The sequence below is a fragment of the Terriglobia bacterium genome, from assembly GCA_020072815.1.
Taxonomy (GTDB): Bacteria; Acidobacteriota; Terriglobia; order Terriglobales; family Acidobacteriaceae; genus Angelobacter.
Window position 1 is genome coordinate 1 of the sequence record JAIQGE010000025.1, and the last position, 26,542, is coordinate 26,542.

Genomic DNA, 26,542 nt, shown 5'->3' on the forward strand with positions numbered 1-26,542 from the left:
TCGCTCTGAGTTAAATATCGCCAGCCGCAGTCGGGATGGTGGGGAAAGTGGGAAACGCGTAAGCGTTTTCCAAGGCGGCCTTGCCGCCGTCTTTTCCACCATCCGCTTTCCCTTGGCCCTTGACAAACCAGACAGTCGCTCCCCCCGGTTTCACCCAATCTCACCCAAGCTCACCCAATGTCACCCAAGAATCAGCTGAGGGCCACAGCCTTTGCCAAGTACCAAATACTAAGTACTAAGTACCAAGTACCTGTTTTTCCTGTTTTCAAAGATCTTTTTTGGCTGGATGCCAATCGCTAGATGTTAGCTCCCGTATATTAACTTTTTTTGTTCGCCTTCGCCATCACGAAGAAGGACATCGGCGCTCCCGTCTGTCAAGTGTCCTTTGGGACAAAATGGTTCATCTCGGCGCCTAGCACATTTCCGAAGATAGAAGCACATGTGGCACAGCCGCCGGGCGAGCAACCGGGCGAAGCGTCATGCGAGTAAAGCACGATATTCGAGATAACCCCGTGTTCCCAAACTCTGAACAACAGCACGGGCAATCTTCATCGCTTCATCGTCTCCTGACTTCAAAACCGTCTCCAGGATTTGCTTGAGATCGCTGACCCACAGCACAACATTCGCAAAATCTGAGTTCACGATAAACTGTGTGCTCTGAATAACCAGCTTTGGGAATTTCTCTGCTAATTTCGCAAGTCGCTCCAACGTTCCGAGTTTTGGCTCAAACGCACCATGTGACAACTGAAGGCTCTTATAAAGATGCTCAAGCGCCCACTGGTCATCAAAATGATTGCTGTTAAACCACCATCCGTATGCCGCGAGTTCGCGCTTATGCTGGGAATCATCCGGCAACGAAATACTTCTATCCCACAATCGTTTGAGTCTTTCTCCTTCGTCACCTGGAAGCTCTTTCGTCTCTTTTAGGGACTGCCCCAGGTACGTAACCATTCGTCCCAACAATTCGTCGCCGGCTCTCTTCAGAAAAGCGTCCAGAATACCGTTTTCCTCCAGGTCAATACGACCTCGCCAATATAGCTGCATCAGGTGGTGCATTAGACCCTCGTCCGGGTTCTCCACCATATGTCCCGTTCCGACAATTCTCGGCACACCGAGGTCATCCTGAACCGCAGACACGTACAGATCACGAAGCACATCGAAAGCAATGTCATAAGCGCGGTTCGCGACGAGGTAGGCTATCCACGCAACGTCGCGCAAAGATCGTTTTTCAGAATCAGGAGGAAATATTCTCGCTTTGTTTGTTTCGACCCATTGCCGATCAATACTGATGAGGAACGGCAGGAATTCGCCGTAAATCAGTCGTATGTCCAAAGATGGTTGAGCTTCGGGATCAAGACCGGATGCCAGCAGCTTTTCGGCTTCGGGTACTTCTGCCAGCGAAAACTTTGGCTGCTTCAGATTGTCGCGGCACCACTCAATGTACTGAAGTGCTACTCGCATTGCACGGGCTTCTGCGCGATTGACTGAATGACTCCAGATGTCTTTACTCTGCGAATCGGGGTCACTATATGCCAAGTCTTTAGACCCTTCTTTCGTTTGTACCAAAGCAGAAATCACGTTCCAGACTTGCTCACGCAGAGAGAACGGTATGGTTTTTTCCTTAAAGCCGTGCTCGATAAGGCTGACAATTGCCTGACGTGCCCAGCCCCAATCCGGGTCCTTTGTCCAATGATTGCCGCTACGACCAGGAATCTCAATTGGCTGTGAAATCACCCACAAGCACAGATCGAGCAGAGGTTCCCAATCGAAGTTGTTCTTGTTCCTTATCGCGCTTTCAAAGCCTTGTATCGCAGCGCGAACGTATGTGGGATCGGTTTCCTTCAAATCCTCAATTTGTTTGCTAAACTCCGCAGGGTTCTTCGCAACAATCCCAGTCAAGACTGCCCCCAATCCCTCTTCTGACGGAGAAAACGGTAGTGTCTGATCGGAGCCAGGACGCCATGTCTTGAGATACTCGATCAGATTTGGCACCGGCAACGTTTCCAACTCTTCTGACGGTTTGGGACTCCTTGAGCTAAGCTGATAAGCCCCGCCACGGGTACGCCTGCGGTCTGGCGGGTCGCCAAACTTTTCGTGAAGCGAGTCGTATCGTTTACGCCAATCGGCGTCCAACAATTCCTTTATCGGTCCCAAGCGCTCAAGACGCCAGTAGTCAACTGCATCATCAGCTTCTGTCTGAGAGAACCCGCGCTCCATAAGCCGCTCACGGTTCAATCCCTCTTCTATCCATCGCAGTATTTGTTCACGTTGTGGCGCATCGAGAAGCCCCAAGGCTCTTGCCGATAGCGCGTCATATTCAAACCGCAGGCCAACATCCTCAAATGCATCCTTATCAACCAGATATTGGGCGACGGCAGGAATTCCAGCGAGTTCCAAGTGTCGCCTGAGAAGCTCCAGTTCGATCCGTTTGAACACCTTGAATCGCCTGGCAGCTAAGATTTTCTGCACACTCTTCAACTGTTCTGATCCTTGAGATGCAAACATGTCGGCATAATGAACAACCGCTGGAACGAGAAATCGTTTGGGGTAGTCTGCTGTTTCTCCCCCACTGAGACTAGGCCTCCAAATGTAGGAATAGTCCTCAACTACTTCAGTCCCTTTTGTGAATTTGTGCTCAAAGCTGAGTGCTCTTTCCAAAAGAACACTGAGCAGTTCTACAAGGGAAGCGCCGAGCAGTTCTAAAAGCTCTGAGCCATTTCGCTGGAGAATCCACTGGCATTCATACGAAGCAAGCCGCGTGCGCGCTTCATGCTGGTATTCAGGATCAAGCGCTTTTAGTTCTTCCGAAACTGGTCTGGGATCGGGTATTACCTCAAGCGCAGCTCGAAGGACAGTCAGGGACGATTCATGTTTGCCGCCGCCTGCGAGATGGACTGCAAGGTCTCCCACCAAATGCCCCTGCATGATGTATGGGGATCGGATCATTTTTACGATCTGGGGCGTCAGACTGTCTGAGATGTCTGGCGGCATAGCCAGCGCAGCATTGAGGAATGATTGGAAGATATAGGGATTATCTGAATCAGGTAAGGTCGCCATGATCTCAGCGACCAATGCAGGCTCATGCGCCGCCATTCTTGATAAATACTTCAGCGGTTGCCACTGCTGAAATTCAATCGTGCCCCGCTCGGCGTCACGCTTAGGTACTGGAGGCGTTGAAAACCAACCCCTTTTTCGCAGAGGCTCGATCCAAGCTGGATTGTCGAGCCTCTCAAAAAAATACCGCTGCTGCTCAAAACGGACCATGCTGGCAACCGCTTTGTCAACGATTTCAGGAGTTGGTTTCTTCCAGGATGCCATCCAAGGTTCCTATCGACCCGAAGAACTCGCCGATGAATGCATCGAGATGAGCCTCCAGCGTTCTAAATTTGCTTTGCAACTCATCCTCATCAACCGTTTTCAAACCAGTACCGGCATGAGTGTACGCGACAAACCACTTTACCAATTGCATCCACTGATTTATCAATGGGAAAAGAACCTCTTGCCGATCTTTGTTTTCTGGTGCAACCGCTTCTACCATCCTCCTCGCCCGAGTGCGGCTGTTTTCGGAGACCTGTCTCTGAAGCCCTACAATGGTCTGAACTTGCCTGAATATCTGGTAGGGGATTGTTATCTCCGCAGTTGCTCGGTGCAAACTCCCATCCTCTTGACCGGCCAGAGCCGGGGCCAATTCAGCCCGGTCCAGCCCGTTCTTCGCCCACAGTTCTACAAGCGTCGTAAGGTCTCCAGGCATTTCCACGCGCTCTATTTTGGTGTCCGTAATAATGTCAGGGACGCGATTGCCAATATCTCTCGCGGCATGACAAATGAAATTGTGCCTTCCAGGAAATGCTGGATCATCAAGCAGGCGTATCGCTCCTCTGTACACTTCAGCGAGTTGCGGCGCTCTTTCGCTGAGCCATCCGGCAATACGTTCCTGATCGGGGCGCATGACTTGGTCATTATAAAATCGCGCAGCGGCATGGCATCACGAGATGCGTCGTTTCTTGCGATTTCGGTAATCCTGGCAATCTTGGCAATTTCTTACCCCACGGTCCTCTTCAACTGCCCGCACGCAGCGTAAATGTCCCGTCCCCGCGGCCGGCGGACGAACGCCGGGATCCCCGCTGCATTGAGCACTTGCTGGAAAGCCTTTACGCGGTCGTCAGCGGGAGTAGTGAAAGCAATGCCCGGCCCGGGATTGAGCGCAATAAGGTTCACCTTGCAGCGGATGCCGCGAACCAGTTCCACCACTTCCCTGGCATGTTCCGGATCGTCGTTCACGCCGCCCAGCAGGACGTATTCGAAGGTGATGCGTTCCCGGTTGCGCAGAGGAAAGTCGCGGGCGGCCTGCATCAGCGCCTGCAGGTTCCATTTGCGGTTGATGGGCATGATGCGCTCACGCACTTCGTCGTTGGACGCGTTAAGTGAGATGGCCAGCTTGGGACGCACGGCTTCGGCGCCGAAATCTCGTATGCGCGGCACAATGCCCGACGTCGAGACAGTCATGCGTGATTCGGGAATGCCTACGCCTTCCACCAGCAGGCGAGCGGCTTTGATGAAGTTCGCATAGTTCAAGAAAGGTTCGCCCATGCCCATGAAAACGATGTTCACGCGCTGGCGTTCCATGTCCACTTGGCGATCATTGAGCACGGCGATGACCTGTCCCACGATCTCACCGGCCGTGAGATTGCGTTTAACGCCCAGTTGCGCAGTCAGGCAGAACTGGCAGTTCACGGCGCAGCCCACCTGGCTGGAGACGCAGATTGTGGCGCGGTTCCAGTCGCTCTCGCCGGCTTCGGTGCCGTCGCCGGATTCGCCGCCGTCGCCCTCGGGCATCCAGACGGTTTCCACGGTCTCGCCGTCAGAGGTCGAGATCAGGTAGCGGATGGTGCCGTCGGATGACTGGAAGCTCTTTTCGATGCGAAGCTGGCCGATGTCCAGGCCAGCTTTCAGCAGAGTTGACCGGAACTGCTTGGGCAAAGTGGTGACCGAATCGAGCGAACCCAGGCGTTGGGGATAGATGGCGTCAAAAAGCTGGCGGGCGCGATATTCAGGCTGGCCGTGCGCCAGCACAAGCTGGCTAAGCTCTTGAAAATCAAGACCCAAGAGGCCGATTTGTGGTTCGTCTGCCATACCGGAGACTGCCTTATGGTCAATTTTACTAGGGGTTCCAGGAGTGATGCGAGGTTAGGCCGGCATCCACGCCTAACTATAAGAAAATAATACCCATATAAATGCCCCTGCGACCGTGGCTGGCGTGTGAGAATCATATAGATACCAACTTGAGCTCACCCAAGCGGCACCGGCCGAGCAAGGCAAGCAAGAGTCGAGGACAAATGCTTCAAAAAGAAACCATGATGAGTCGGCTTGTCGTCCTTGCCCTTTGCGTTAGTTACGTGTGTCTCAGTGCCCAAGCACTGCGAAATAAAGACGAGGATTCTAATAGAGCTGACGTTCCAACCCTGACGGTTTGCCAGGCCCTTGCGCACGCGTCAGAGTATGACGGGAAGATGGTGCGAATTCGTGATCGGGTGCTTGCAACGGACGAGGGCACGAGCTTCTTTGGACAAGAGTGCCCCGGAATCTTTACCAGTTCTGGCAAAGTCTGGCCCAGCGTTGTGGCTTGGACCATGCCCACTGAATCAGGTTTTATCTTCCACTCCGTCAATTTCCGCTTTGACTGGGAATCTGGCAAGAGAGTAGACAAAGAGTGGGAAAGGCTCAGGAAGCAGTTCCCCGACAGATGTATCGCTGTGACTTACACAGGAATGTTCGAAAGTTGGTCACCCGACAAAGCCAGGAAGACGTACACCAACGGCACCACGGTGGAGATTCCTGGTTTCGGACATCTGAATGGGGCGCCAGCTCAACTCATACTCCAGTCTGCGAACGATGTATCAGCGATCCCGAATTGCAAGAGGAAGAAATGATGAGGATTAACAGATGCCGGATCGCGGGACCATTCTTGGTGGCCAAATGATGGAAGCTACCGCCCTAAAACGCACACAGAGTGAAGCACGGGACATCCACCGGGAAGTCCTGCCCAATGGTTTGATTGTGCTTAGTGAAGAGATGCCGCACATTCGCTCCATCGCCATTGGCATCTGGATGAAGACCGGATCGCGCGACGAAGTTTCCGAGATGAACGGCATCTCGCACTTCATCGAGCACATGGTGTTCAAGGGCACCAAGAACCGCACCGCGCGGGACATTGCCCGCCAGGTCGACTCCATCGGCGGCAACATGGACGCCTTCACCGGCAAGGAAACCATCTGCTTCAACATCAAAGTCCTGGACGAACACGTTCCGGTGGCCATTGATATCCTGAGCGACCTGGTGCTGAACCCGGTGTTTGACGCCAAGGACATCACGCGGGAAAAAGGCGTGATCCTGGAAGAAATCAAGATGGACGAGGACAACCCGGATTACCTTGTCCACGAAATCTTTACGCAGAATTTCTGGAAAGACCATCCGCTGGGCAAGCCGATTCTGGGGACCAAAGAGACCGTCCGCTCGTTTGAGCAGGACCGGCTGTTTGATTTCTACCGCCACCGCTTTGTGCCCAACAACATGATCATCTCGGCCGCCGGCAATTTGAACCACGCACGCTTCATGGACCTGATCAAGCAGCGCTTTGCCGGGTTGAACACCGTGCCCAACGGCTTCCACCTGCCGGCGCCGGCCATTACGCCGCGGATCGTCACCCGCAACAAGAAATCCCTGGAGCAGGTGCAGCTTTGCATGGGCGTGCCGTCGCATCCCATCTCGCATGAGAAGCGCTACGTTTCTTATGTTCTGAACACGCTGCTGGGCGGAGGCATGAGCTCGCGGCTGTTTCAGAAAGTTCGGGAAGAACAAGGCCTGGTGTATTCGATTTATAGCGACCTGAATCCTTATCGCGACACCGGCTGCATGGCCATCTACGCCGGCACGTCACTGGAATCAACCCGGCAGGTGGTGGATTCCGTGCTGGCGGAGTTTCGCGAACTGAAGTCAGAGCCGCTGTCCGCAGAAGAGCTGCGCCGCGCCAAAGACCAGCTCAAAGGCGGGCTGATGCTGAGTTTGGAATCGAGCACCGCCCGCATGTCCAACCTGGCGCGCCAGGAAATGTACTTTGACCGGTTCTTCAGCTTGGATGAAACCATCGCGCAGATTGAGATCGTCACCGCGGAAGAAATCCGGGAGATGGCGAACGAATTGTTCGAAGCCGACAAGCTGGCCATTACCGTGCTGGGCAATCTGGACGGGTTGAAGTTGTCGCGAGAGAGTTTGGAGTGGTGAGAACGAGCAATTGGCAAATAGCAATTGGCAGCTAGCAGAGATCTCGCGCGGCGGCGCTTACAGGAAACTCACCAGGCAACGTCGTTAGCGTCTTAAGCAGAAGCGCAACCCGCCAGTTGACGCTGGCTTAATTGCCATTTGCTAATTGCTAATTGCTATCTTTCCACCACGCCTTCCAACATCGTAAAAAATTCCGGAAACGAAATCCGTGCCGACTCGGCTCCGCGAATTTGACTATCCCCTTCGGCGCGCAGCGCAGCCACCGCAAACGCCATGGCAATGCGATGGTCGCCGCCCGAATCAATCTCGGCGCCGTGCAGCTTCTGGCTGCCGGGGACGCGCAGGCCGTCGTCGCGCTCTTCGCATTCGCCGCCCATGGCGCGAAGATTACGCGCCACCAAGGCGATGCGGTCAGACTCTTTCACCCGCAGTTCTTTGGCGTCGCGGATCTCAATGCCGTCGCGCGTGAAGGGCGCGATGGCCGCCAGCACCGGCAGTTCGTCAATCAGCGCCACGGACATGGCGCCTTCAATGGTGATTCCCTTCAGGGCGCCGTACTCAATCTTGACCGTGCCAACGAGTTCGCCGTGATGCTCTTCCAGGTTGATCACCGAGATGCGCGCACCCAGAAGCTTCAGCGCGTCCAGCAGCGAAGCCCGCGTGGGATTCAGCAGCAGGTGTTCGATGACCAGATTGGACCCGGGAAACAGCGCCGCCGCGCAGAAGAAGAAGGCGGCGGAAGATATATCGCCGGGGACCGCTGCTTCAATGGCGTGCAGTTTCTGGCCGCCGCGCAAGCTCACGCGGTTGCGGCTGCGCGCCAGTTCCACGCCAAAAGCGCGCAGGGCCTGTTCAGAATGGTCACGCGTGCGGTAGGGCTCGTCCACCGCGGTTTCGCCTTCGGCCAAGAGTCCGGCAAACAACACCGCCGACTTCACCTGCGCGCTGGCTACCGGCGTTTGGTATTCAATAGCGTGCAGCTTGCCGCCGTGCGTTTTGCTACCAAGAATGTCCAGCGGCGGTCGGTCGCCAGGTGCAGCAGTGATTTGCGCTCCCATCTGGCGCAGGGGAACCATCACGCGCGCCATGGGACGCCGCGAGAGAGATTCGTCGCCATGGAGACGGCAGTCAAAATCGTGTCCCGCGAGGATTCCCGCCATCATGCGCATGGTGGAGCCGGAGTTGCCGCAGTCCAGACTTTCCGCCGGCTTCTGCAGGCGCTCGCGGCCTTCGATTTCAACTTTGGCCTGGTCCACGCGGACCGTGCATCCCAACTGGCGCACGCAACCCAGCGTGCTGGCGCAATCTGCGCCGGTGGAAAAGTTTTCCAACCGCGTGGTTCCCTGGGCGATGGACGCCAGCATGGCATAACGATGGGAAATGGACTTGTCACCCGGCATGCGGATGGAGCCGAGAATGTTTTTAGCGGGACGAATGATCAATCGCGTTGCTCCGTGCATTTAGTTTGCGGGAGCAATCGGCAAATGGCAAATGGCGATCAAGCGATGATCACACTTCGGAGCAAACTAGGGGCACAATCGGCGCATGCCTTCGCACAACAGGCATATTGCAGACGGAGATTCTTTGTTCGCCGAGCGACACCGCCCTTACTGATTTGCCGTCTTCTGCATCTGGGTTTGCGGCGCGGTGAGCATCAGCGGCTCTTCCGGCATCACGATCCAAGCTACGCCGTAGGCAAGGCCGCCAATGCCGCACAGGATGCAGATCAACCACACGATGCGGATCAAAGACACATCCAGGTCAAAGTATTCGGCGAAACCTTTGCAGACGCCGGCGATCTTCCGCCCTTCGCGCGGACGCACCAGCCGCTTGCGGGCCACCACGCCTCCGGCACGCTTGCCGCAGTAGGCGCACAGCACCGCGTCATCTTGAATCACTTTGCCGCAGTAGTTGCAATACATTTCATCTCCTTTGCAAGAGCTCGGAACATAACCATTAGCACACTTTCCGCCGCGCTTCTCGCGACGAGCAGTTAGCAATTGGCAACTAGCAATTAGCCGACACAACCCGGCCACCTGGTCTTGGCTAACTGCCATTTGCCAATTGCTAATTGCCTACTCTCGATAAGAGATACGGAGACGTAGCCCCCAAAGTTTCACCGTCCTTTGTACGGTTTATCCAGATATTTACGCGCTGCGCCAGCTTCTTCGCTGGACGAATCCAATGCGATGGCCGCACGATACTGGGTTTGGGCTTCCTGGCGCTTGGCCTGCAAATCCGCCACCTCGCCCCATCCCAGCAGGGCCTTCTGGCGATAGCCAGTGTCGCCTCCGGCAGAAGCCGCCCTCCGATACGCCTCCAGAGCTTCCGGCAGCTGGCCCAGGGCGCGCAGCGTTTCGCCCAGCGAGTAGTCCGCCAGTTCCAGGTGGGCATTCGGATATCCACCTTGTTTACAATCGTTTATGAGCTTGCGAAGCTTGGATAATGCTTCCGGATTGCGGCCCAGATCGCGCAGCAGATTGTCCTCTTCCAAGGCAAAAAGAAAGTTGCGCGGATGATCGCGGGTGAGCGACCGCACCACCTCCAGCGAGTCCTGCAAGCGGTCTTCCCTGCGGAGGAACAGAGACAGTGCGACGCGCGCGTCACTGCTGGTTTCGCCCCCGGCATTGGCAGCTTCGGCCAGCATCTCCAGGCCTTTTTTCCTGTCGCCACGGATGCCGGCGACTCCCGCCATGGCTCGAACCGGCAAAGAAAGGCTGCCGACCACGAAGTTGTGCGCTCCCACCACGGTCTTGGCGTCGCTATAACTGGGTCTCATCCGGAGGACTTCCTCGTGGTCATGGCGCGCGGACAAGGCATAGCGCAGGGCGGAAAACCAGGAGTGCTCCACGATGACCAGGTAGGTGGCGCGCATCCCTTCGGTGACGCCCCGGTTGTAGAGGGCCTCTACGTCCTTAGGGTTCGATCTAAGGCGCTTCTCTGAGGCCTCCATGCACCGGTCTGCCAGGTCCATGAGTTGCTTTTTGGTGGCGGCGTCCACCGGAACCTGTTTACTAGTTACAAAACCCTGCTTGGCGTAAAGCCGGGTGTCCAGGGCGTTGTATTTGTGCAACTGCTGGAAAAGAACGGCTTCCAGAAGGTGGTTCATGGCTTTGGCATCGTCAGAACGGGCTTCCAGGGCCTGTTTGAAATCGCGGATCGCCTGGTCGTACTCCAGGCTGTAGAAATGTTCAAAGCCGCTTCTGGTCAAAGCGTCATAGTCGGGCTTTGGGGCCTGAACCAGTCCCAAGGCAGGGGTTACTCTTAAGACAGTAACCACAAACAGCAGCAACCCTAGGTTACCAAGGGCTCTCAGAAGGGGGGAACGGTAAGGTCTCATGTGGGAGGCTATCGGGAAGTTTACCTGATTTCTCGATCGGGGCTGAAGAGGTAAAAGATTGGCTTAGCTCCCCCGCATTCCTCAAAACGGGGATACGGAGAACCATGACCAGACCGCTCAATCCGATGAAAGAGTTTTATACCGAAGCGGAGGCCGCCAGCTTCCTGCGCATCACTGTCTCTGAATTGCACGGCCTGCTTGACGAGCATATTTTCAACGACGGCAACCCCCGCCCAGAGGACATTAGCTTCTCTGACGCTGACCTGGTATTGCTCGGATTCTGGAGCAAGGCCAAGGAGAATCCCAAGGTCATCCGCATGCCAATTCGGTACTAAGTGACGCTGCCAGAAGCTTTTACAACGTAATTCTTTCCCTAGTTCTCTCCCGCGTCCGCAGTGTGCATGGTAAGTCATTTATTATCAAATATTTGCACTGGCCGTTCTTTGGCAAGTGGAATGCCTCTTGCTTAATCTGAGCAAGCAGGTTTCCGTTTAATGTCACACACGGCGTCCAACATCGAAGAACGGCAGGAGTTCTGGAAGCCGGTCATTCCCCCGCGGCCGGAAACAGAGCACGCGCCGGACGTTGCCGCCGACGCTTGCGCAAATTGCAGCGCGGAGCTGGTCGCCGACGCCCGGTTCTGCCACGCCTGCGGCGCAGCGCGAAACTGGACTCCAGCAGAATCCGCCGAGCCCCCGGCCCATCCCTGGTATGACCTGATCTGGTTGCGCGACGCCCTGGGACAAACCACGGCCTCGCTGGTGGCTCTCATCCTAGGATCTGCCTGCGTCATCGCCGCATTGTTTACCGGCATCTTCTTTACCGCCACCACCTTGCTCGATTGGCAGGCCGTACAGCTGTGGCGCATTGAGTGGCTCCTGGCGGCTGTTGCGTTGTTCGTTGCAGGAATTCTGTTGCAGAAGAAATAGCTTCTCCCTCGAAAGAAAAAGGCGGCCGCGCATGGGGCCGCTTTTTTATTGATATTCTGAAGATCCACCGCAATTCCCCATTGCCAAGATTGCCAAGATTGCCAAAAATCGCCGGGATTTGAAAAGCCAGAAAACCCAACACCTTGAAACACGGAGGAAAGGAGGAAACAGAGGGAATAAAAAAGAATGTCGGGGCTGGACTGAATGCAAAGCCTCCGCTTCCTCCGTTCCTCTGCGTTTCAAAGATTTTGGGTTTCAGTTGTGTTTTGGCTTCCAATTCCTGCGATTTTTGGCAATCCTGGCATTTTTGGCAATCTAGATAATCGGTCCCACGCCTTTGCCCACGGCCGGCGGGTGTCGCAGCGCGGACTCCACGTAGCGTTTGGCCGCTCGGGCGGCGTCCACGAGCGGCTTGCCCAGGGCAAGATTACAGGCCAGTGAAGTCGCAAAGGCGCAGCCTGTGCCGTGCGTGGACGAACCGGCGATCTTCGCGCCTGAGATGAAAGTCGGGTGTGTGCCTGGCTCCGGGCTGACCAGGTCCACGGGAGGATCGAGATGGCCTCCGGTGATGATGACGTGGCGCGCGCCCAATTGATGCAGCCGCAGCGCCGCAGCCGCCATCTCGTCCGCGTTACTCACGGTGAGGCGCGTGAGTAGCGAGGCCTCGGCGATGTTGGGAGTAATCACCGTGGCCATCGCCAGCAAACGGTTTTGCAAAACCAGCAGTCCTTCTTTGGAGATCAAATCCATGCCGGAGGACGACTTGAGGATGGGGTCAAGCACCACGTGGCGCATCCGGTGGCGCTTCAGGAATCCCGCCACCGCCCTGGCTGCTTCCGCCGATCCCAGCATGCCGATTTTCACCGCCGCAATGTTCAGGTCCGTGGCCAGTTCATCCAAGGTTTCCGTGATCACCCGGCCTTCCACGGGTTCCACGCGGACAACGCCGCGCGTGGACTGCACGGTCAACGCGGTAATGCAGCTTACGCCGTAGCACTTGTGCGCGGCCATGGTCTTGATGTCCGCGGTGATTCCGGCGCCGGATGAAGGATCAAACCCGGCAATCGAAAGGACAATGGGCCGGGCTTTGGACACAGGCTGCTTGGATTCGCTCGGCTTGGCTTTGCGGACCATCATTTGGACTCTTCGGTTTCTTGGGGATTTCGTTGCACGCGATTCGCAACGACGACTGCGCTTCAAGGTGTATTGTACAAACCGCGTATTCAGCAAACAAAATTAGAGACCATTTTGTCCTCCACAATCTCAACTCGACGGCGGGGGACCTTGAACCTGCCTCGCTTGAATAGCGTGGACTGGATGTACCTGGTTTATCTGCTGGCGATGGCGTTGCTCGCCGTGCTCCGGCGCCCTCCGGGGGCGGCCGCTCTGATCTTGCTGGCACACGGGCTGATCGCCACCGCCATCGTCGGGCTGGCAGCTTGGCGCGAGCGCTCCGCGGTGGTCCGCTTTCTGCATGACTGGTATCCGCTGGCGATGTTCATCTTTTCCTTCGAAGAAGTGGCTCGTTTCGCGCTCTCCATCTCGCCCCACTGGCACAACGACGTCTTAGTCCGCATGGAAGAGAGCGTGTTCGGCGTCTCTCCAAATGAGTGGATCGGACGCTTTCGTTCGCCCTGGCTCTCGGAAGTCCTGGACGCCGGCTATTTTTCTTATTACCCGATGTTCCCCGTGGCCGGTGGCTTGCTTTATGCCCGCAAGGACAAAACCCTGTTTCGCGAGCTGATGCTGACATCTGTTGTGATGTATGGAATGGCGTTTCTGGTCTACCTTTTGTTCCCCACGCAGTCGCCTCTGCATGCGGCAAACTCGGCAAGCGCGGCTATCAAGGGCGGCGCATTTACCTGGCTGGTTGGTCTGGTGCAACGTCATGCGGGCGTACATGGCAACGCTTTCCCCAGCAGCCACGTGGCCCTGGCGGTCCTCTGTGTGGTATTTGCCTGGCGTCACGCGCGCAAAGCTGGACTGGCCCTGCTTCCCTTTCTGGTCCTCATTAGCGTCAGTTCCATATATGACGGCTACCACTACCTCAGCGACGTGGTCGCGGGAATTCTGGTGGCGCTAACGGCGCTGGGGCTGGCGCGTCTAATGAGCCGTCGGCTTGCAAACCTTTTCTCAGACATTTAGGTTGATCTGTACCATCCCCACTCCCTGGAGGGACTCATGAGGTCTTCCCGCCTGTTATTTTTCGTTTTGCTGATGTTTGTTGTAACGGTCTCGAATGCCCAGACCGGGCCCAAAGCGGCGCCCGCAGCACACGATGCCAGCGGGGGCTTCACCGTCCCTGTGGATTATTACAAATTGCCCAACGGCATGCGCGTAGTTCTCTCGCCGGACCACACGGCGCCTACCATTGTCGTGGCCGTTTACTACCGCATTGGCTTCAGGGTTGAGCCCCGCGACCGCACCGGCTTCGCCCACTTGTTCGAGCACATGATGTTCCAGGGATCGCAGAACCTGGGCAAAATGGAGTTCATCAAGCTGGTGCAGAAGAATGGCGGCATCCTGAACGGCTCCACGCGCTTCGACTTCACCAACTATTTTGAAGTGCTGCCTTCCAACAAACTGGAGACCGCGCTTTGGGCGGAGGCGGACCGCATGCGCGGCCTGAACATCACGGAAGAGAACCTCAAGAACCAGCAAGGCGTGGTCGGCAATGAAGTCAAGGTAAACGTGCTGAACCGTCCTTACGGCGGCTTCCCCTGGGTGGACATGCCGCAGTACGCCAATACCAACTGGTACAACGCGCACAACTTCTATGGCGACTTGAAAGACATTGAAGCCGCAAAACTGGAAGACGTGGACGCGTTCTTCAAGACCTATTACGTGCCCAGCAACGCCGCGCTGGCGGTGGTCGGCGACTTTGAGCCGGCACAAGCCAAGGAGTGGATCAAGAAATACTTCGCCGGCATCCCTTCACCGCCGCAGCCCAAGCTTCCGGACATCGCGGAGCCTCGGCAGGAAACCGAGAAACACGCCAGTAAACCGGACACCCAGGCCAAACGGCCGGCCATCGCGTTCGCTTACCACATGCCGGACCGCAACACGCCGGAGTATTACGCCATGGGCATCCTGAATGAAATGCTGCTGCAAGGCGATGACAGCCTGCTCTACCAGGAACTGGTCAAGAAGCAGAAGCTTACCGCCAACGTGAACGGCGGCATCAACCTGCTGGGCAGCATGTACAACTACAACGGCCCCATGCTGTGGACAGCCGCGCTGTTCTATGACAACAACGTAAAGCCGGAGACCATCATGTCCGCCGTGGATTCCGTGGTTGAGCCGCTGCGCTCCAAGCCGGTGGACGCCGCCGCGCTGGACCGGGCACTGGTCAAGCTGCGCTCCGGGCTCTACAACACTTTGGGATCGAGCAACGGATTTGGTCTGGCGGACCTGCTATGCAGCTTCGCGCTGTTTGACGATAATCCAGCCCGCGTAAATTCCATTGAATCTGAATTTCGCAAAGTGACTCCGGCCCTGCTGCAAAAGACCGCGCAGGAATATCTGCGGCCCGGCAACCGCACCGTGCTGGTGGTTGAACCCAAGGCCGCTGCTCCGGACGTACCAAGGCCGGCAAACTAATTCCAGGAGCCAATTCCAAGCCACATGGAGAGAAATATGAAGAAGATATTGAAACTGATCGCACTGTCAGGCTTGGCCCTGGTCTTGAGTCTGGCTGGGCTGGCCCAGGAAAAAGCTGCGGCCCCGCCGCAAAAGCAGACTCCTCCTGCGGGAGGACCGCCGAAAGCCTTTACTGTTCCGCAGAAGCAAACTTTCACCTTGCCCAACGGGCTGCAAGTCACCATGGTGCCTTACGGAACGTTGCCCAAAGTGGCCATCCTGGCCACCGTCCGCGCCGGCAGCTTGAATGAGGCCGCTGACCAAGTCTGGCTCTCTGACTTCACCGGACGCCTCATCAAAGAAGGCGGCACCAAGTCGCGCAGCGCGGAGCAGGTGGCTCAGGAGTCCGCATCTATGGGCGGCTCCATTAACATCGGCACCGGCTATGACCAAACGCAGGTCTTCGCCGACGTGCTCTCGGAATTCGGCCCGAAAATGGTCGGTTTGCTGGCGGACGTGATCCAGCACCCGCTTCTTCCCGAATCTGAGTTCCCTCGTCTTAAGCAGGACGCGTTGCGCCGGCTGGCGATCACCAAGTCGCAGTCGCAGCCCCTGGCCAGTGAGCACTTCATGAAGGCCCTCTATCCCGACCATCCTTACGGCCGCTCATTTCCCACCGAGGAGATAATCGGCAAACTCACCGTGGCGGACGCCCAGAAGTTCTACAAGGACAACTTTGGCGCCGCCCGCACGCACGTCTACGTCGCCGGCAAGTTTGATGCCGCGGCCATGAAGAAGGCCATCACCGATTCATTCTCTGCCTGGGCCAAAGGGCCGGACCCGATGATCAACATTCCCAAGCCGGTTGCCAAGCGAACGCTGGAAGTCGTAGATCGCCCCAACGCCGCTCAATCCACGGTGTACGTTGGCTTACCGACGATTGACCCCAGCAACCCTGACTATATCGCGCTGCAAGTCACCAACGCGATTCTAGGCGGCTCGTTCGGCTCGCGCATTACCTCCAACATCCGCGAGCAGAAGGGATACACGTACTCTCCCTTCAGCACTGTATCCACGCGTTATCGTGACGCTTACTGGGCGGAGTTTGCCGACGTCACCACCGCGGTCACCGGTCCATCTTTGAAGGAAATCTTCTTTGAGATTGACCGCCTGCAGAAGGAACCTCCGTCCCCCGACGAGTTGAAAGGCATTCAGGACTATATGGGCGGAATCTTTGTTCTGCAAAACTCCAGCCGCCTGGGCATCATCGGCCAATTGGTATTCATTGACCTGCACAACCTGGGCGATAAATATCTGGAAACGTACGTCCAGAAGGTCTTTGCCGTCACCACCCAGCAAGTGCAACAGATGACCCAGAAATATTTGACGCCGGACAAAATGACCATTGTGGTGGTAGGCGACAAGAGCAAAATCACCGAACAACTTGCGCCTTATCAACCCAGCGGCCAGTGAGCGGCGAGGGTTAGCATCTTTCGCGATTGCGGGGTCCTTCAGGATCCCGCACTTTTTTCTGCGTGGACTTAGCTTCGCGGTGTTCTGGTCAGCGTCGTGATGGAGTGGATCAACCCCATCCTCAGCTCCTCCGCTTCCTCCTTTCCTCCGTGTTTCAAAGGTTCTGGGTTTCGCTGACGACCGTCCGCAATCGCGCAACTTGCTCTTCCGTCTCAACAGGATTTATAAGCTAATGGCTAACGGCTAAGTGCTAACGGCTGCTCTCATGCAAATCATTTTCGGCATTCACGCGGTGGAAGAAGCGCTGTCAGCGCGCGGACGAGGCTTTGAATACGTGGCGGTGGCGCCTGGCCGCGACGACGCACGCATCCAGAAGATCACGCAGCTATGCCGCAGCGCGGGCGTTCCGGTCCGCACCTTGCCGCGCGACCAGCTCACGCGGCTGGCCAAAGTAGCCAGTCACCAGGGCGTAGTGGCCGTCACGGCGGAAAAGCGCTACAACGACATTGAAGACCTGCTGGCCCACAAGCGCGGCCAGTATGCATTTCTGCTGGTGCTGGACGGCATTGAAGACCCGCACAATCTGGGAGCGATCATCCGCACGGCGGAAGGCGCCGGCGCCGACGGCGTCGTGTTACCGGAGCGCCGCGCAGTCGGCGTAACGGCTACCGTCGTCAAGGCGTCTTCTGGCGCCACCGAGTATCTGCCCATCGCCAAGGTCACCAACATTGGACGCGCCGTGGAAGAACTGAAAGAGCGCAACATCTGGACCGTTGGCCTGGACGAGCGCGGAGACAAACTCTACGACCAACTTGACTACAAAATGGACTGCGCGCTGGTCCTGGGCGCCGAAGGCCACGGCCTGCACGAGCAGGTGCGCAAGAAGTGCGACTTTTTGGTTTCCATCCCGATGCTGGGAAAAGTGCCGTCGCTCAACGTCTCGGTGGCGGCAGCCGTGGTGATGTATGAAGTCGCGCGGCAGCGGCGGAAGTGAACGCGCCACAGTCTACTTCGCCGGCTCTTTCTTTTCCGGTGTTGCCGGACGCTTGCGCGCTTTGATCACGATGGCCAGATCACCATTGCGGGTGTTGGTGAAACGCAACTTGACGTGGCCTTCTTCGTCCAGTGAGATCACCGCCGGAGTGTTCACCGACGTCAGCATCCAGCCCGGCGGCAGTATCACGTAGTTCACAGGACGGCCCAACGTTCGCGCCCAGACCAGCTCGCCGTCCTTCACCGTGTAGCTCACGGGATCGGTGTAGGCTTCCTGAGCGCGAACTCGCGCGGATTGGCCTTCCGCGATGGGATGCTCCAAATCGCCCTGCACCGCTACCGATTCGGGATCAAGTTTGTCTGGATAGTAATCAAGGGCGTTTACGTCTTTGCCGGTGACGGCGTAAGTCTTGAGCGGCTTGCCGCTGTCCACGTCAATCATCTTGGCGTCCGGCGAGACCACGCTTCCCTTGCGCACAAAGCTATGGACGTACTTCTGCCCGACCCGGGTCACGGTGAAGTCATGCGAGAAGCGGAACTGGTGCGTGTCCGGATCGAGAAGCCAGTAAGTGATCACGCGGTCCTGTTCGGCGCGATGAAATGATTCGTCCTGGGCCTGGACGGACAGCGCAGCCAGCGCGAACACGACGATCGCCAACTTTTTCATGGCAGTCTCCGCGCGACGATTCTTACAGGAAGCTGGTCATCGCGATCATTGAGAAAGCTGAGCCGGACGCGGCCGTCAGCGTCGGTGGAAACCATCGCCGGAGAAGCGCTCTCCACCACTTCCCATCCTTTGGGTAGCACAACCACGTTGCGCTTGATGCCCAGCGGCCGCTCGAACACCAGTTGGCCGTCTTTCAGGTAATAGGAAGCCGCGTCAGTATAGGTCTTGAAGATGCGAATGCGGGTCTCGCCGCCCTTGGGCACCGGGCCCGGCAGACGGACCTTGATGAACTCAGCGTTGTCCGGCGTTTGGGAGGAGACCAGGCCCGCTGCTTTCGCGTCCTTGCCGGTGATCGGCTCTAACTTCAGTTCTTTGCCGGTGCTGCGTTCGATCACGCGTTCCTTCGTCGCCACCGAGCCTGGCCGGATTGGATTGAGAAAGAACTCCGCGCCCTCGCGGTCCTGAGTAACGTCATAGCTGATGGCGAACTGATGGCTCTCCGGCGTCAAAAGCTCGTACAAGGTGAATTCGTCGCTGGCCACCAGCGGCACACTCAGCAGCAGAAGCAGCGCAACGATTCTGGTCCACATAGCGGCGGAGTGTATCACAGTGACGGCCACTTCTCTGCAAAGCCACGCGCCTCGCGACGCATCTTTGCCTTGGCTAATTGCCAGTTGCCAGCTGCTGCTTCTTATTACAAACCGGTAATCGCAGCCTTCTGCTTATAATTGACAAAGAATGGTTCCCAACAAGATCTGGCAGGCAGCGATTTGGGTTCTGGCAGTGGCCTGCCTGAGTTGCGGGCTGCGCGCTGAGCCTATCAAGCAGCTCAAGCCCACGGGATACGTCAACGACTTCGCCGACGAACTGGACGACTACACCTCCGACGCCATCACCACTCTCTGCCAGCAGATTGACCAGAAGGCCAAAGCGCAGATTGCAGTGGTCACCATCAAGTCGCTCGACGGAGCTGATATTGAAAGTTACGCTGTCAGCCTCTACAAGGAATGGGGCATCGGATCAAAGGCCAGCAACCGTGGCGTGCTGATCCTGCTTGCAGTCAATGACCACCGTTACCGCATTGAAGTGGGCTACGGGCTGGAGCCCATTCTTCCCGACGGAAAAGTCGGCGGCTTTGGCCGTGAAGCTGTTCCCCTGCTTCAGCAAAAGCAATATAGCGAGGCCATGTTGTTGCTTACCCAGCGCGTGGCCGATGTAATTGCCGCCGATGCGGGCGTCACCATCAAACCTCCAGTGCCGCCGAGCACACCTGCACCCGCGGTCGGCACGCCTCCGCGGCCAGCCCACCACTTTTCTCCCGGCACAGTCATCCTGTTGACGATCGTGGGCGTAATCGCCCTGGCCATTGTCGCCAACATGTTCGGGTTTGGCGGACTGCTCAACGTGGTGAGCGTCATCCTGAACATCGTACTGATGTTTAGTGGCGGCGGCGGGCGCGGGCGCGACGGCGGCAGTTGGGGCGGCGGAGGTGGCTTCGGCGGTGGTGGCGGGTTTGGCGGATTTGGCGGAGGCAGCTCCGGAGGCGGCGGCGCAAGCGGCGACTGGTAGCCGCAGAGCGGAGAAACACTCTATGGAAGCAGAAAAGCAAATCGCAGAATTTGTGGAACGTCTCAAGCAGGCGGCCGGCCCGAACCTGGAGTGCGTCGCGCTCTTCGGCTCAGCCGTCTCCGATGACTTCCATCCCGACTTCTCAGACATCAATCTCCTTTGCGTGGTGGGCCAACTCTCCGCGCAAACTCTGGCTGCGTTGGCGCCGGCCATCCGATGGTGGACCGAGAACATGTTCCCAGCGCCGCTGGTCTTTTCCCGCACGGAACTGGAACGCTCCGCGGACGTGTTTGCCATCGAATTGCTCGACATCTGCCAGCGGCACCGCATTCTCTATGGCGAAGACATCTTCAGCAACCTGGTGGTGCCCATGGACCTGCATCGCATCCAATTGGAGAACAACCTGCGCACCAAGCTGCTGACCTTGCGGCAAATGTATATTCCGGCTGCCGCCAATGACGACCGCGTGCGCCGGCTCATGCTGGATTCAGTCTCCAACTTCGGCGCGCTGTTCCGCCACACGCTCATCGCGATGGGAGAGCAGCCGCTGGCGTCCAAAGCTGACAACATCAAGAAACTGGCCGACCGGGTCAAGTTTGATCCTGCCATTTTTCTGCAACTGTTGCAGGTGCGCGCCCGCAAGGCAAACGAAAGTGAGATTGCCGCGGACACTGGATTTGCCAAGTATCTGGAAGCAATTGACAAGGTAGTTCAGGCCGTGGACGCCCTGTAACCCTTGTACGTTAGAATCGCCTACGTGGACGGAGGAGAAGAAAATGAAAGCGCTCATCGTAATCGTCATCATTGCCGTGTTGCTGCTGGCCTGCTTTGGCAGCTACATCAGCACCAAGAACCAACTCGTGACCAAAAATGAAGCGGTAAAGGCCGCTTGGTCGCAGGTGGATATTGTGCTGCAGCGCCGCGCCGACCTGATCCCCAACCTGGTGGAGACGGTGAAAGGCTTTGCCGCGCAGGAGCAGACGGTCTTTGGCGATATCGCTAAAGCACGTTCACGTTTGCTCTCTGCTAACACGCCGACCGACAAGATCGCCGCCAACCAGCAACTTGATGGCGCAATCGGCCGTCTGTTGGTGATCGTGGAGAACTACCCGCAGTTGCGCTCCAATGAAAACTTCTTGCGCTTGCAGGATGAACTTGCCGGAACGGAGAATCGCATCGCCGTCGAACGCAAACGCTACAACGATTCCCTGCAGGACTACAACACCTACATCGGCCTGTTTCCCAACAGCCTTTGGGCGGGGATGGCCGGCTTCAAGCGCAATGACGCCTATTTTGCCGCCAGTGAAGGCGCCAAGAGCGTGCCGAAAGTTGATTTCTCCGGCGTGAAGCCCGGCGCAACGGCCACTCCCGTGCCCGCTCGCTAAGCATTTTGGGCCGCGGCTACGGCTGCGGCCCAGCTAATTGTCAAAGAGCACCGGCACGACTATCAGCGCGTGCCGCTGGAAACTTCACTTCGTCAGCCCGATCCTCTGCACCAGCTCCTGGAAACGTTCGTCAGAACGCATGTCGTCGAGCATGGGATCCACGTTGAGCCACGTCAGGCCGTCGGCGCGTTCGCGGAACGCCTTGTCCAGCCACACCAGCGCGCGTTCGCGGTCGCCCAACCCGGCGTACAACATGCCGAAGTACGTGGGCGGAATGTAGCGTTTGGCCATCACCGACCTGAAGCTCTCCGCCATCTTCTTGGCTTCGTCCAACTGGCCGACCACGGCATACGCCAGGCCCAGCGCGGCGTCAACCAGGGGAACTTCGCCCGGCGGCGCTGCGGCCTTCAACTGTTCAATGCATTCCTTCTCCTGGCCCAGACGCATGTGCGAGCGGCCTTTGATGTAGTGCAGCATGAAGTGCTTGGGATCAAGCTGCAGGCCTTTGGCGCATTCGTCCACCGACTGCTGAAACTCGCGGCCAAAGTAATATGCCAGCGCGCGCGTTGCGTGGACGGCCACCAGCCGGTGCGGGTCCGTCTCCTGCACAATGCGCATGGTCTCTTCAATTTCGCGCAGCGCATCTTCGCGCCGGCCTAGCGCCAGCAGCAGCCATGAATACCACAAGTGGGCGTCAGGATAGTCGGGATTCAACTCCAGCGCGCGCTTGTAGTGCGTCTCCGCGCCCGCCCAGTTCCAGTGATAGTGGTGTTCGACTAACGCCAGCGCGGTGTGGGCTTCCGCCAGTTCGCTGTCCAGTTGCAGCGACTGCCGCGCCGCCGTCTCCGCCTTGGGCATGGCTTCATGCGGAGGCAGAATGTCAAATGGCGCAATCGCCAGCAGCGCGTACGCGCTGGCCAGTCCGGCGTGCGCCGGAGCGTAGCTTGGATCAAGCTCCACGGCGTGCTTGAAATCCTGAATGCTCTTGCTGATGCCCGCCGGAGTCATCTCATGCAGGTGGAAGCGCGCTTTCAGATAGGCGTCATACGCGGCCGGCTGGATGCGATGCTGGCCTTTGCGAAGTCCGGTGAGCCGCTCGCTCTCGGTGAGATTCAGCGCCAGGTGAATTTCCCCGGCGATGGCCTGGGCAATCTCCGCCTGCACGCTCAGGACGTCACTCATGTCGCGTTCGTAGGTTTCAGCCCAGAGCTGCGTCTGGTCCTGGATTTCGCTGAGTTGCGCAGTGATGCGCACGCGGTCGCCGCCGCGGCGTACTTTGCCTTCCAGCACGTAATCCACGCCCAGGTCTTTCTTCATCTGCTCCAGTGACGACTTGCTGTTGTCATAATGCAGCGCCGTGCCTCGGGCAATCACCGCCAGCTCCGCCGGCTGCAACCGCGTGATCTGTGTGATCATCTCTTCCGTCAGACCTTCACTGAAATAGTTGTCTTCCGCGCTGCCGCTCAGGTTGCCAAACGGCAGCACCGCCAGCTTGATCTTGTCGCCGGGCTTTTGCGGCTGCTCCGCCGGCGCGGCTTGCTGACGCGTCGTGAACCATTGCGTCAGCTCCGCCGGATAGGCATACACTGACCCCAGCTTGTCATGCTGGTGGCGATGCACCGGCAGACCTTCCTTTTTCTCCCAGCGCTGCACGGTGCGCACGTCGCGCCGCAGGTAGGAGGCAATCTCCTTCCAGGAATCAAGCCGCTCTGCAAGATTGCCGGTCATGGTTCGGGCTGTACTCTCCTCTTTGCTCTAGTTTGGCTGTCCATCATACTCTGCCGTTGGCGTTTTCCGATGACGGCGATCACGTTGCGATGCCGGCGATTTCGGCGATCCCCCGCCCCCTCCCCCTTCATCCCCGAAAAATAAGGACTTAGCTCCACTCATCCCCGGCGATACCCCCTTCAAATCCCGGCGATACCCAGGTTCAGCCCCGGCATGGCCCGCCCTCCATCCCCGGCGATGGTCTGCCCCTCCATATACGCATAACCCACTGTAATTAAACGAGTTATGTTAGCATGATGGACAGCGAAAGTCAAGCGCAAAGAAGCGATTTACCTTCCCCAAAAAGACTGAATCACAAGATGTATGGATGACCAACCTAGATCAACCCCACATCTTGTGATTTTGCGATTCTTGCGGACCGCGGACGCCCTCGCCTGCGCTAGCAGCAATCACTGCACCGCCAACCGACGTTGGTAAAGAGAACTTGACCGTAGAGACGTGGCACCGCCACGTCTCCCTGCCCGGGTGAAGCGGAATGTCGGAGTCACCCGCGATACAGTCCCGCCAGGGACGACCGATAGCTTTAACAGGGCAGGCTTTCAAGCTTGCCTTCGCCGGAGGCGAACGAGGACACGTTTCCGAGGCGCGCAACGCGCGCTGAGGAATAAGTGCCGGGTAAGCACGAAAAGAAACTGCTTCCTCACTGCCGTAGGCCCGCGCGCAGCCAAGCGAAGCGCGATCAAACGAGCGATTGTAGAATATCCGCAGAGCCTCTGGTTAGAATCCGGGAACTGCTCTTGTGGAAACGAGTTCCCCCAAAGCGATTCAGAGTAAAAGGACGACCTCAGTGTATACATTCGAGTGGATCCTCGGCGGACTCACGCGCTCCGAACAGGCCGAGGAGTTAGCGGAGTTCTATTCTAGACATTACGGACGATGGGGCAAGGGGAGTGGTCGGGAAGGCCAAGCAGTGAAATGCACGTCGGCCATGGTTCAGGAACTGCTAAAGTCGGCGGATTCTCGCATTGCGTTGGCTAGGCTCAACGGCGAATTAGTCGGCTACGCGATCGCACTCCAGACGAAAGTGCCCCACTACGGGATGGTCTCATGGGTAACACAACTGGTCGTCCATCAAGATCACCGGAGGAATAACGTAGGCAAGACTCTTTTGTTCACAATCTGGGGCTTCAGCGATCACAAGGCTTGGGGCTTAATCAGCGCAAACCCCTATGCAATCCGTGCTCTTGAGAAAGCGACCCGCAGAAGGGGCTCGCCAAAACGGATAAAACAGAATCAAGATACGTTACTAAGGCTCGGTATTAGCGAGGTTCCCTATGTTAAGGAGTCGACAGAACTCCGAATCATGAAAGATGAGTCGCGAATAAACACTGCTTTCTTGCTCGACCACTCCACGTTGGATGAAATGCTAGCTGGTGTCATCAGCAAAGGGAAACCTTGGACGCTGGGCCCGTTGCCAGAAGGCTGGGAATGGTTTGCTTTTACATTCCATGATCAGGAGCAAATTGGACTGACTGCGATGGAACTCGAGCAAATGTTACTGGCGTCAGATGAAGTAACAAAGTGCGCATATTCGCGAATGCTGCTGAATGGGGGCGACCATTCCTGGGCGAAACACTCACCAGCTGAAGTCGATTTCATCATAGATAACTGCCTTAGCCCTGGGGCTGATTCGATTGTGGATTTCGGATGTGGCCGTGGGCGGCACGTTCTGCAATTGGCCTCCCGTGGGATCAACGCGCTTGGCGTTGACTATGTTGAAGCATTCATTGCCGCCGCTCGCCAAGAAGCCCTTGCACGAGGCCTAACCCAAGCCTCATTTGCGGTTGCCGATTGTCGCACAATTAACCTGGAAAGAGAATTTGACGCGGGCATCTGCTTGTATGACGTCGTGGGTACCTACACAGAACGAGAAGATAATCTCAAAATCATTCAAAATCTGGCGCGACATGTCAAACGAGGCGGTTACGTATTATTGTCAGTAATGAATATGGAGTTTACGGTACGCCAAGCACGACATTGGTTCTCAATCAGCACTGATCCCGACAAATTACTGGAACTCAAACCCAGCAGAACCATGGAAACAACCGGGGACATATTCGATCCGGAGCACTACATGATCGACAAAGAGACCAAAATCGTCTACCGCAAAGAGCAGTTCGAAGCGGGTACAACCCTGCCGCAAGAGTTGTTGGTTAGGGACAGACGTTACACCAGGGACGAAATCGAGGCACTCTGCCGCCACGCCGGTATGGAGGTTATCTGGACTCGTTATGTTAGATCGGGCGCGTGGATGGAGCCCTTGGCGCGAGAAAGCGAACGCTCGAAAGAGATTTTGATCCTTTGTAAGAGGTCGTGATTCGTTAAGGCATTCGGTCTAGCCCGATCAAGCATCAGTGTTGAACTCACATGTTAACGATGCTGCATTGGAGTGGCCGAATGCTTGTCCGACGCGGACAGTTGTAGGAGAGCTGATGTCAAACCGAACGAAGCGGGCGACCCAAGAACATGTGATAGGAAAACAGGCAGTGCAAATACTGGAGTCCATCCTTCCGCCGTGGTGGGTAATGCGAGAATACAAGCCCGACTATGGCATTGATCTGGCGATTAAGTTATTTGAGGAAGTCAAGAGTAACTCGCGCAAAAAGGCTTATGACACCTTGGGAGAGCACTTATTTGTCCAGGTGAAAGGCGCGCAGCGACTCAGCCCACGAGAGATGCACATCCCTCCGCGAATCAACGTAGAACGCGGCTCTGATCCAGGCGGAGGTAGGCTAAGCGGCCAAGCACGCGTCGTACCTGTCTTGTCCTGTCGCATTGATGCTAACGAGTTGCTCACCAGTCAGCGCATGGGCGCAGCGCTGCCTATTGTCTTAGTTGTGGTGGAAGTCTCGTCGCGGCGAGCTTTTTTTGTGTGCCTCACGGACTATGTCGACAAGATCATTCTCCCAAACGACCCCAGTTATGCGACAAAACAAACCAAGACAATTCTCGTTCCCATTAGCAATGAGATTAAGAGGGACTATCTGATTCCTCTGCAGTATTATGCGAAGCGGCCAAAATTGTATGCCGCATTTCAAAAATTTGCCTATCAAGAACATGAGCTAAAATTCATTGGCGAAGACGAACTACTCGCGACGACGCGGCGATTTGCGCGTATTCTTTTGCGTTCAGATGTGTGGAAGTCATGTGAATGGTGGGCACCAATTGCTATGGCCCATCGCCACTTGGAGTGTTTGGTCAAAGACGGCGACCCTCAATTATTTAGATATTCCGAGCCTTCTAACAAATTGGAATCCCGCGAACGAATCTGGTCTCCCTTAGGAAGTGACGGAGTCAGCCTCTACAGTCAAGCAGAGATGATGAGGTTGATAGAGATCCGCACTCTTTGGCAGCAGCTCGCGAATCTCGGGAGAATACATGAAGAAGTCTGTAGAGAGTGGTTCCTCCCATCATTTTTTGGAACAATGACACAGTAGCCGACTGCGAACTCTAAAAATCTCATATTGTTTTGAAACATGTTATTCAACGAATCTCTTCCAGAGATTTTTTCGATTCTTGCGCCCCCTTACCTCGCGGA

General features: G+C 56.6%; 22 protein-coding genes. 13 read left to right on the forward strand and 9 right to left on the reverse strand.

The genetic code is table 11. The annotated features are described in order from the left end of the window. Positions 1 to 477 precede the first annotated feature (477 nt). Positions 478 to 3,318 carry a hypothetical protein gene (locus LAO20_22315; GenBank protein ID MBZ5534169.1) on the reverse strand — a complete coding sequence of 947 codons (2,841 nt, stop codon included), beginning with the start codon at positions 3,316 to 3,318 and terminating at the stop codon, positions 478 to 480. Between LAO20_22315 and LAO20_22320 the strand changes: the two genes are divergently transcribed. Beyond that, a complete protein-coding gene (locus LAO20_22320; GenBank protein MBZ5534170.1) occupies positions 3,263 to 4,081 on the forward strand; it encodes a hypothetical protein in 819 nt (272 codons plus the stop codon). The genes LAO20_22315 and LAO20_22320 overlap by 56 nt on opposite strands. Here the strand turns inward: LAO20_22320 and rlmN are convergent. Next, positions 4,042 to 5,133, reverse strand: coding sequence for a 23S rRNA (adenine(2503)-C(2))-methyltransferase RlmN (gene rlmN / locus LAO20_22325; GenBank protein ID MBZ5534171.1), 1,092 nt, complete (start codon positions 5,131 to 5,133; stop codon positions 4,042 to 4,044). The two genes, LAO20_22320 and rlmN, sit on opposite strands and share 40 nt — an antisense overlap. 846 nt (positions 5,134 to 5,979) lie before the next feature. Here rlmN and LAO20_22330 point away from each other — a divergent pair. Further along, entirely contained in the window at positions 5,980 to 7,281 is a 1,302-nt protein-coding gene (locus LAO20_22330) for an insulinase family protein (protein ID MBZ5534172.1), read from the forward strand. Between the two features lie 155 nt (positions 7,282 to 7,436). Here the strand turns inward: LAO20_22330 and aroA are convergent, their stop codons facing one another. From aroA to LAO20_22345, 3 genes are all read right to left on the reverse strand, one after another. Next, positions 7,437 to 8,741 (reverse strand): 3-phosphoshikimate 1-carboxyvinyltransferase, encoded by a 1,305-nt coding sequence (gene aroA, locus LAO20_22335; protein ID MBZ5534173.1) that lies wholly within the window; start codon positions 8,739 to 8,741, stop codon positions 7,437 to 7,439. Positions 8,742 to 8,888: 147 nt separating this feature from the next. Continuing rightward, entirely contained in the window at positions 8,889 to 9,203 is a 315-nt protein-coding gene (locus LAO20_22340; GenBank protein ID MBZ5534174.1) for a PspC domain-containing protein, read from the reverse strand. 194 nt (positions 9,204 to 9,397) lie between these two features. Further along, a complete protein-coding gene (locus LAO20_22345; GenBank protein MBZ5534175.1) occupies positions 9,398 to 10,531 on the reverse strand; it encodes a hypothetical protein in 1,134 nt (377 codons plus the stop codon). Between the two features lie 194 nt (positions 10,532 to 10,725). Between LAO20_22345 and LAO20_22350 the strand changes: the two genes are divergently transcribed. Together LAO20_22350 and LAO20_22355 are read left to right on the forward strand one after the other, a co-directional pair. After that, positions 10,726 to 10,956 carry a hypothetical protein gene (locus tag LAO20_22350; protein MBZ5534176.1) on the forward strand — a complete coding sequence of 77 codons (231 nt, stop codon included), beginning with the start codon at positions 10,726 to 10,728 and terminating at the stop codon, positions 10,954 to 10,956. A 159-nt stretch (positions 10,957 to 11,115) separates the two neighbouring features. After that, the gene (locus LAO20_22355) at positions 11,116 to 11,550 is read left to right on the forward strand and encodes a zinc ribbon domain-containing protein (GenBank protein MBZ5534177.1); all 435 of its coding nucleotides are present in this window, start codon (positions 11,116 to 11,118) and stop codon (positions 11,548 to 11,550) included. A gap of 315 nt (positions 11,551 to 11,865) precedes the next feature. Here LAO20_22355 and thiD read toward each other — a convergent pair whose 3' ends face one another. Further along, positions 11,866 to 12,687, reverse strand: a complete 822-nt coding sequence (thiD, locus tag LAO20_22360; protein ID MBZ5534178.1) for a bifunctional hydroxymethylpyrimidine kinase/phosphomethylpyrimidine kinase — start codon at positions 12,685 to 12,687, stop codon at positions 11,866 to 11,868. A 147-nt stretch (positions 12,688 to 12,834) separates the two neighbouring features. Between thiD and LAO20_22365 the strand changes: the two genes are divergently transcribed. From LAO20_22365 to rlmB, 4 genes are all read left to right on the forward strand, one after another. After that, on the forward strand, positions 12,835 to 13,695 hold the full coding sequence (locus LAO20_22365; protein ID MBZ5534179.1) for a phosphatase PAP2 family protein: 861 nt from the start codon (positions 12,835 to 12,837) through the stop codon (positions 13,693 to 13,695). A gap of 36 nt (positions 13,696 to 13,731) precedes the next feature. Then, positions 13,732 to 15,150: an insulinase family protein gene (locus tag LAO20_22370; GenBank protein MBZ5534180.1), complete on the forward strand. Its 1,419-nt coding sequence runs from the start codon at positions 13,732 to 13,734 to the stop codon at positions 15,148 to 15,150. Positions 15,151 to 15,186: 36 nt separating this feature from the next. Then, the gene (locus LAO20_22375; protein MBZ5534181.1) at positions 15,187 to 16,602 is read left to right on the forward strand and encodes an insulinase family protein; all 1,416 of its coding nucleotides are present in this window, start codon (positions 15,187 to 15,189) and stop codon (positions 16,600 to 16,602) included. A 265-nt stretch (positions 16,603 to 16,867) separates the two neighbouring features. Continuing rightward, positions 16,868 to 17,596: a 23S rRNA (guanosine(2251)-2'-O)-methyltransferase RlmB gene (gene rlmB, locus LAO20_22380; protein ID MBZ5534182.1), complete on the forward strand. Its 729-nt coding sequence runs from the start codon at positions 16,868 to 16,870 to the stop codon at positions 17,594 to 17,596. Positions 17,597 to 17,608: 12 nt separating this feature from the next. Here the strand turns inward: rlmB and LAO20_22385 are convergent, their stop codons facing one another. Then, the gene (locus LAO20_22385; protein MBZ5534183.1) at positions 17,609 to 18,262 is read right to left on the reverse strand and encodes a hypothetical protein; all 654 of its coding nucleotides are present in this window, start codon (positions 18,260 to 18,262) and stop codon (positions 17,609 to 17,611) included. Then, on the reverse strand, positions 18,259 to 18,852 hold the full coding sequence (locus tag LAO20_22390) for a hypothetical protein (protein ID MBZ5534184.1): 594 nt from the start codon (positions 18,850 to 18,852) through the stop codon (positions 18,259 to 18,261). Before LAO20_22390 ends, LAO20_22385 begins: the two co-directional genes overlap by 4 nt. 148 nt (positions 18,853 to 19,000) lie before the next feature. Here LAO20_22390 and LAO20_22395 point away from each other — a divergent pair, with 148 nt between their 5' ends. From LAO20_22395 to LAO20_22405, 3 genes are read left to right on the forward strand one after another with little or no spacing between them, the layout of a single operon-like run. Beyond that, positions 19,001 to 19,831, forward strand: a complete 831-nt coding sequence (locus LAO20_22395) for a TPM domain-containing protein (GenBank protein MBZ5534185.1) — start codon at positions 19,001 to 19,003, stop codon at positions 19,829 to 19,831. Between the two features lie 22 nt (positions 19,832 to 19,853). Continuing rightward, positions 19,854 to 20,564: a hypothetical protein gene (locus LAO20_22400; protein ID MBZ5534186.1), complete on the forward strand. Its 711-nt coding sequence runs from the start codon at positions 19,854 to 19,856 to the stop codon at positions 20,562 to 20,564. Between the two features lie 43 nt (positions 20,565 to 20,607). Further along, complete coding sequence (locus tag LAO20_22405; GenBank protein MBZ5534187.1) at positions 20,608 to 21,216, forward strand: LemA family protein; 609 nt, start codon at positions 20,608 to 20,610, stop codon at positions 21,214 to 21,216. Between the two features lie 84 nt (positions 21,217 to 21,300). Here the strand turns inward: LAO20_22405 and LAO20_22410 are convergent, their stop codons facing one another. Next, positions 21,301 to 22,944, reverse strand: a complete 1,644-nt coding sequence (locus LAO20_22410; protein ID MBZ5534188.1) for a tetratricopeptide repeat protein — start codon at positions 22,942 to 22,944, stop codon at positions 21,301 to 21,303. Between the two features lie 988 nt (positions 22,945 to 23,932). On the opposite strand from LAO20_22410, the gene LAO20_22415 reads away from it, so the two are divergent. Both LAO20_22415 and LAO20_22420 read left to right on the forward strand, forming a co-directional pair. Continuing rightward, the gene (locus LAO20_22415) at positions 23,933 to 25,321 is read left to right on the forward strand and encodes a GNAT family N-acetyltransferase (protein MBZ5534189.1); all 1,389 of its coding nucleotides are present in this window, start codon (positions 23,933 to 23,935) and stop codon (positions 25,319 to 25,321) included. A gap of 115 nt (positions 25,322 to 25,436) precedes the next feature. After that, positions 25,437 to 26,441, forward strand: coding sequence for a DUF4365 domain-containing protein (locus tag LAO20_22420; GenBank protein ID MBZ5534190.1), 1,005 nt, complete (start codon positions 25,437 to 25,439; stop codon positions 26,439 to 26,441). The last annotated feature ends 101 nt before the right edge of the window (positions 26,442 to 26,542 follow it).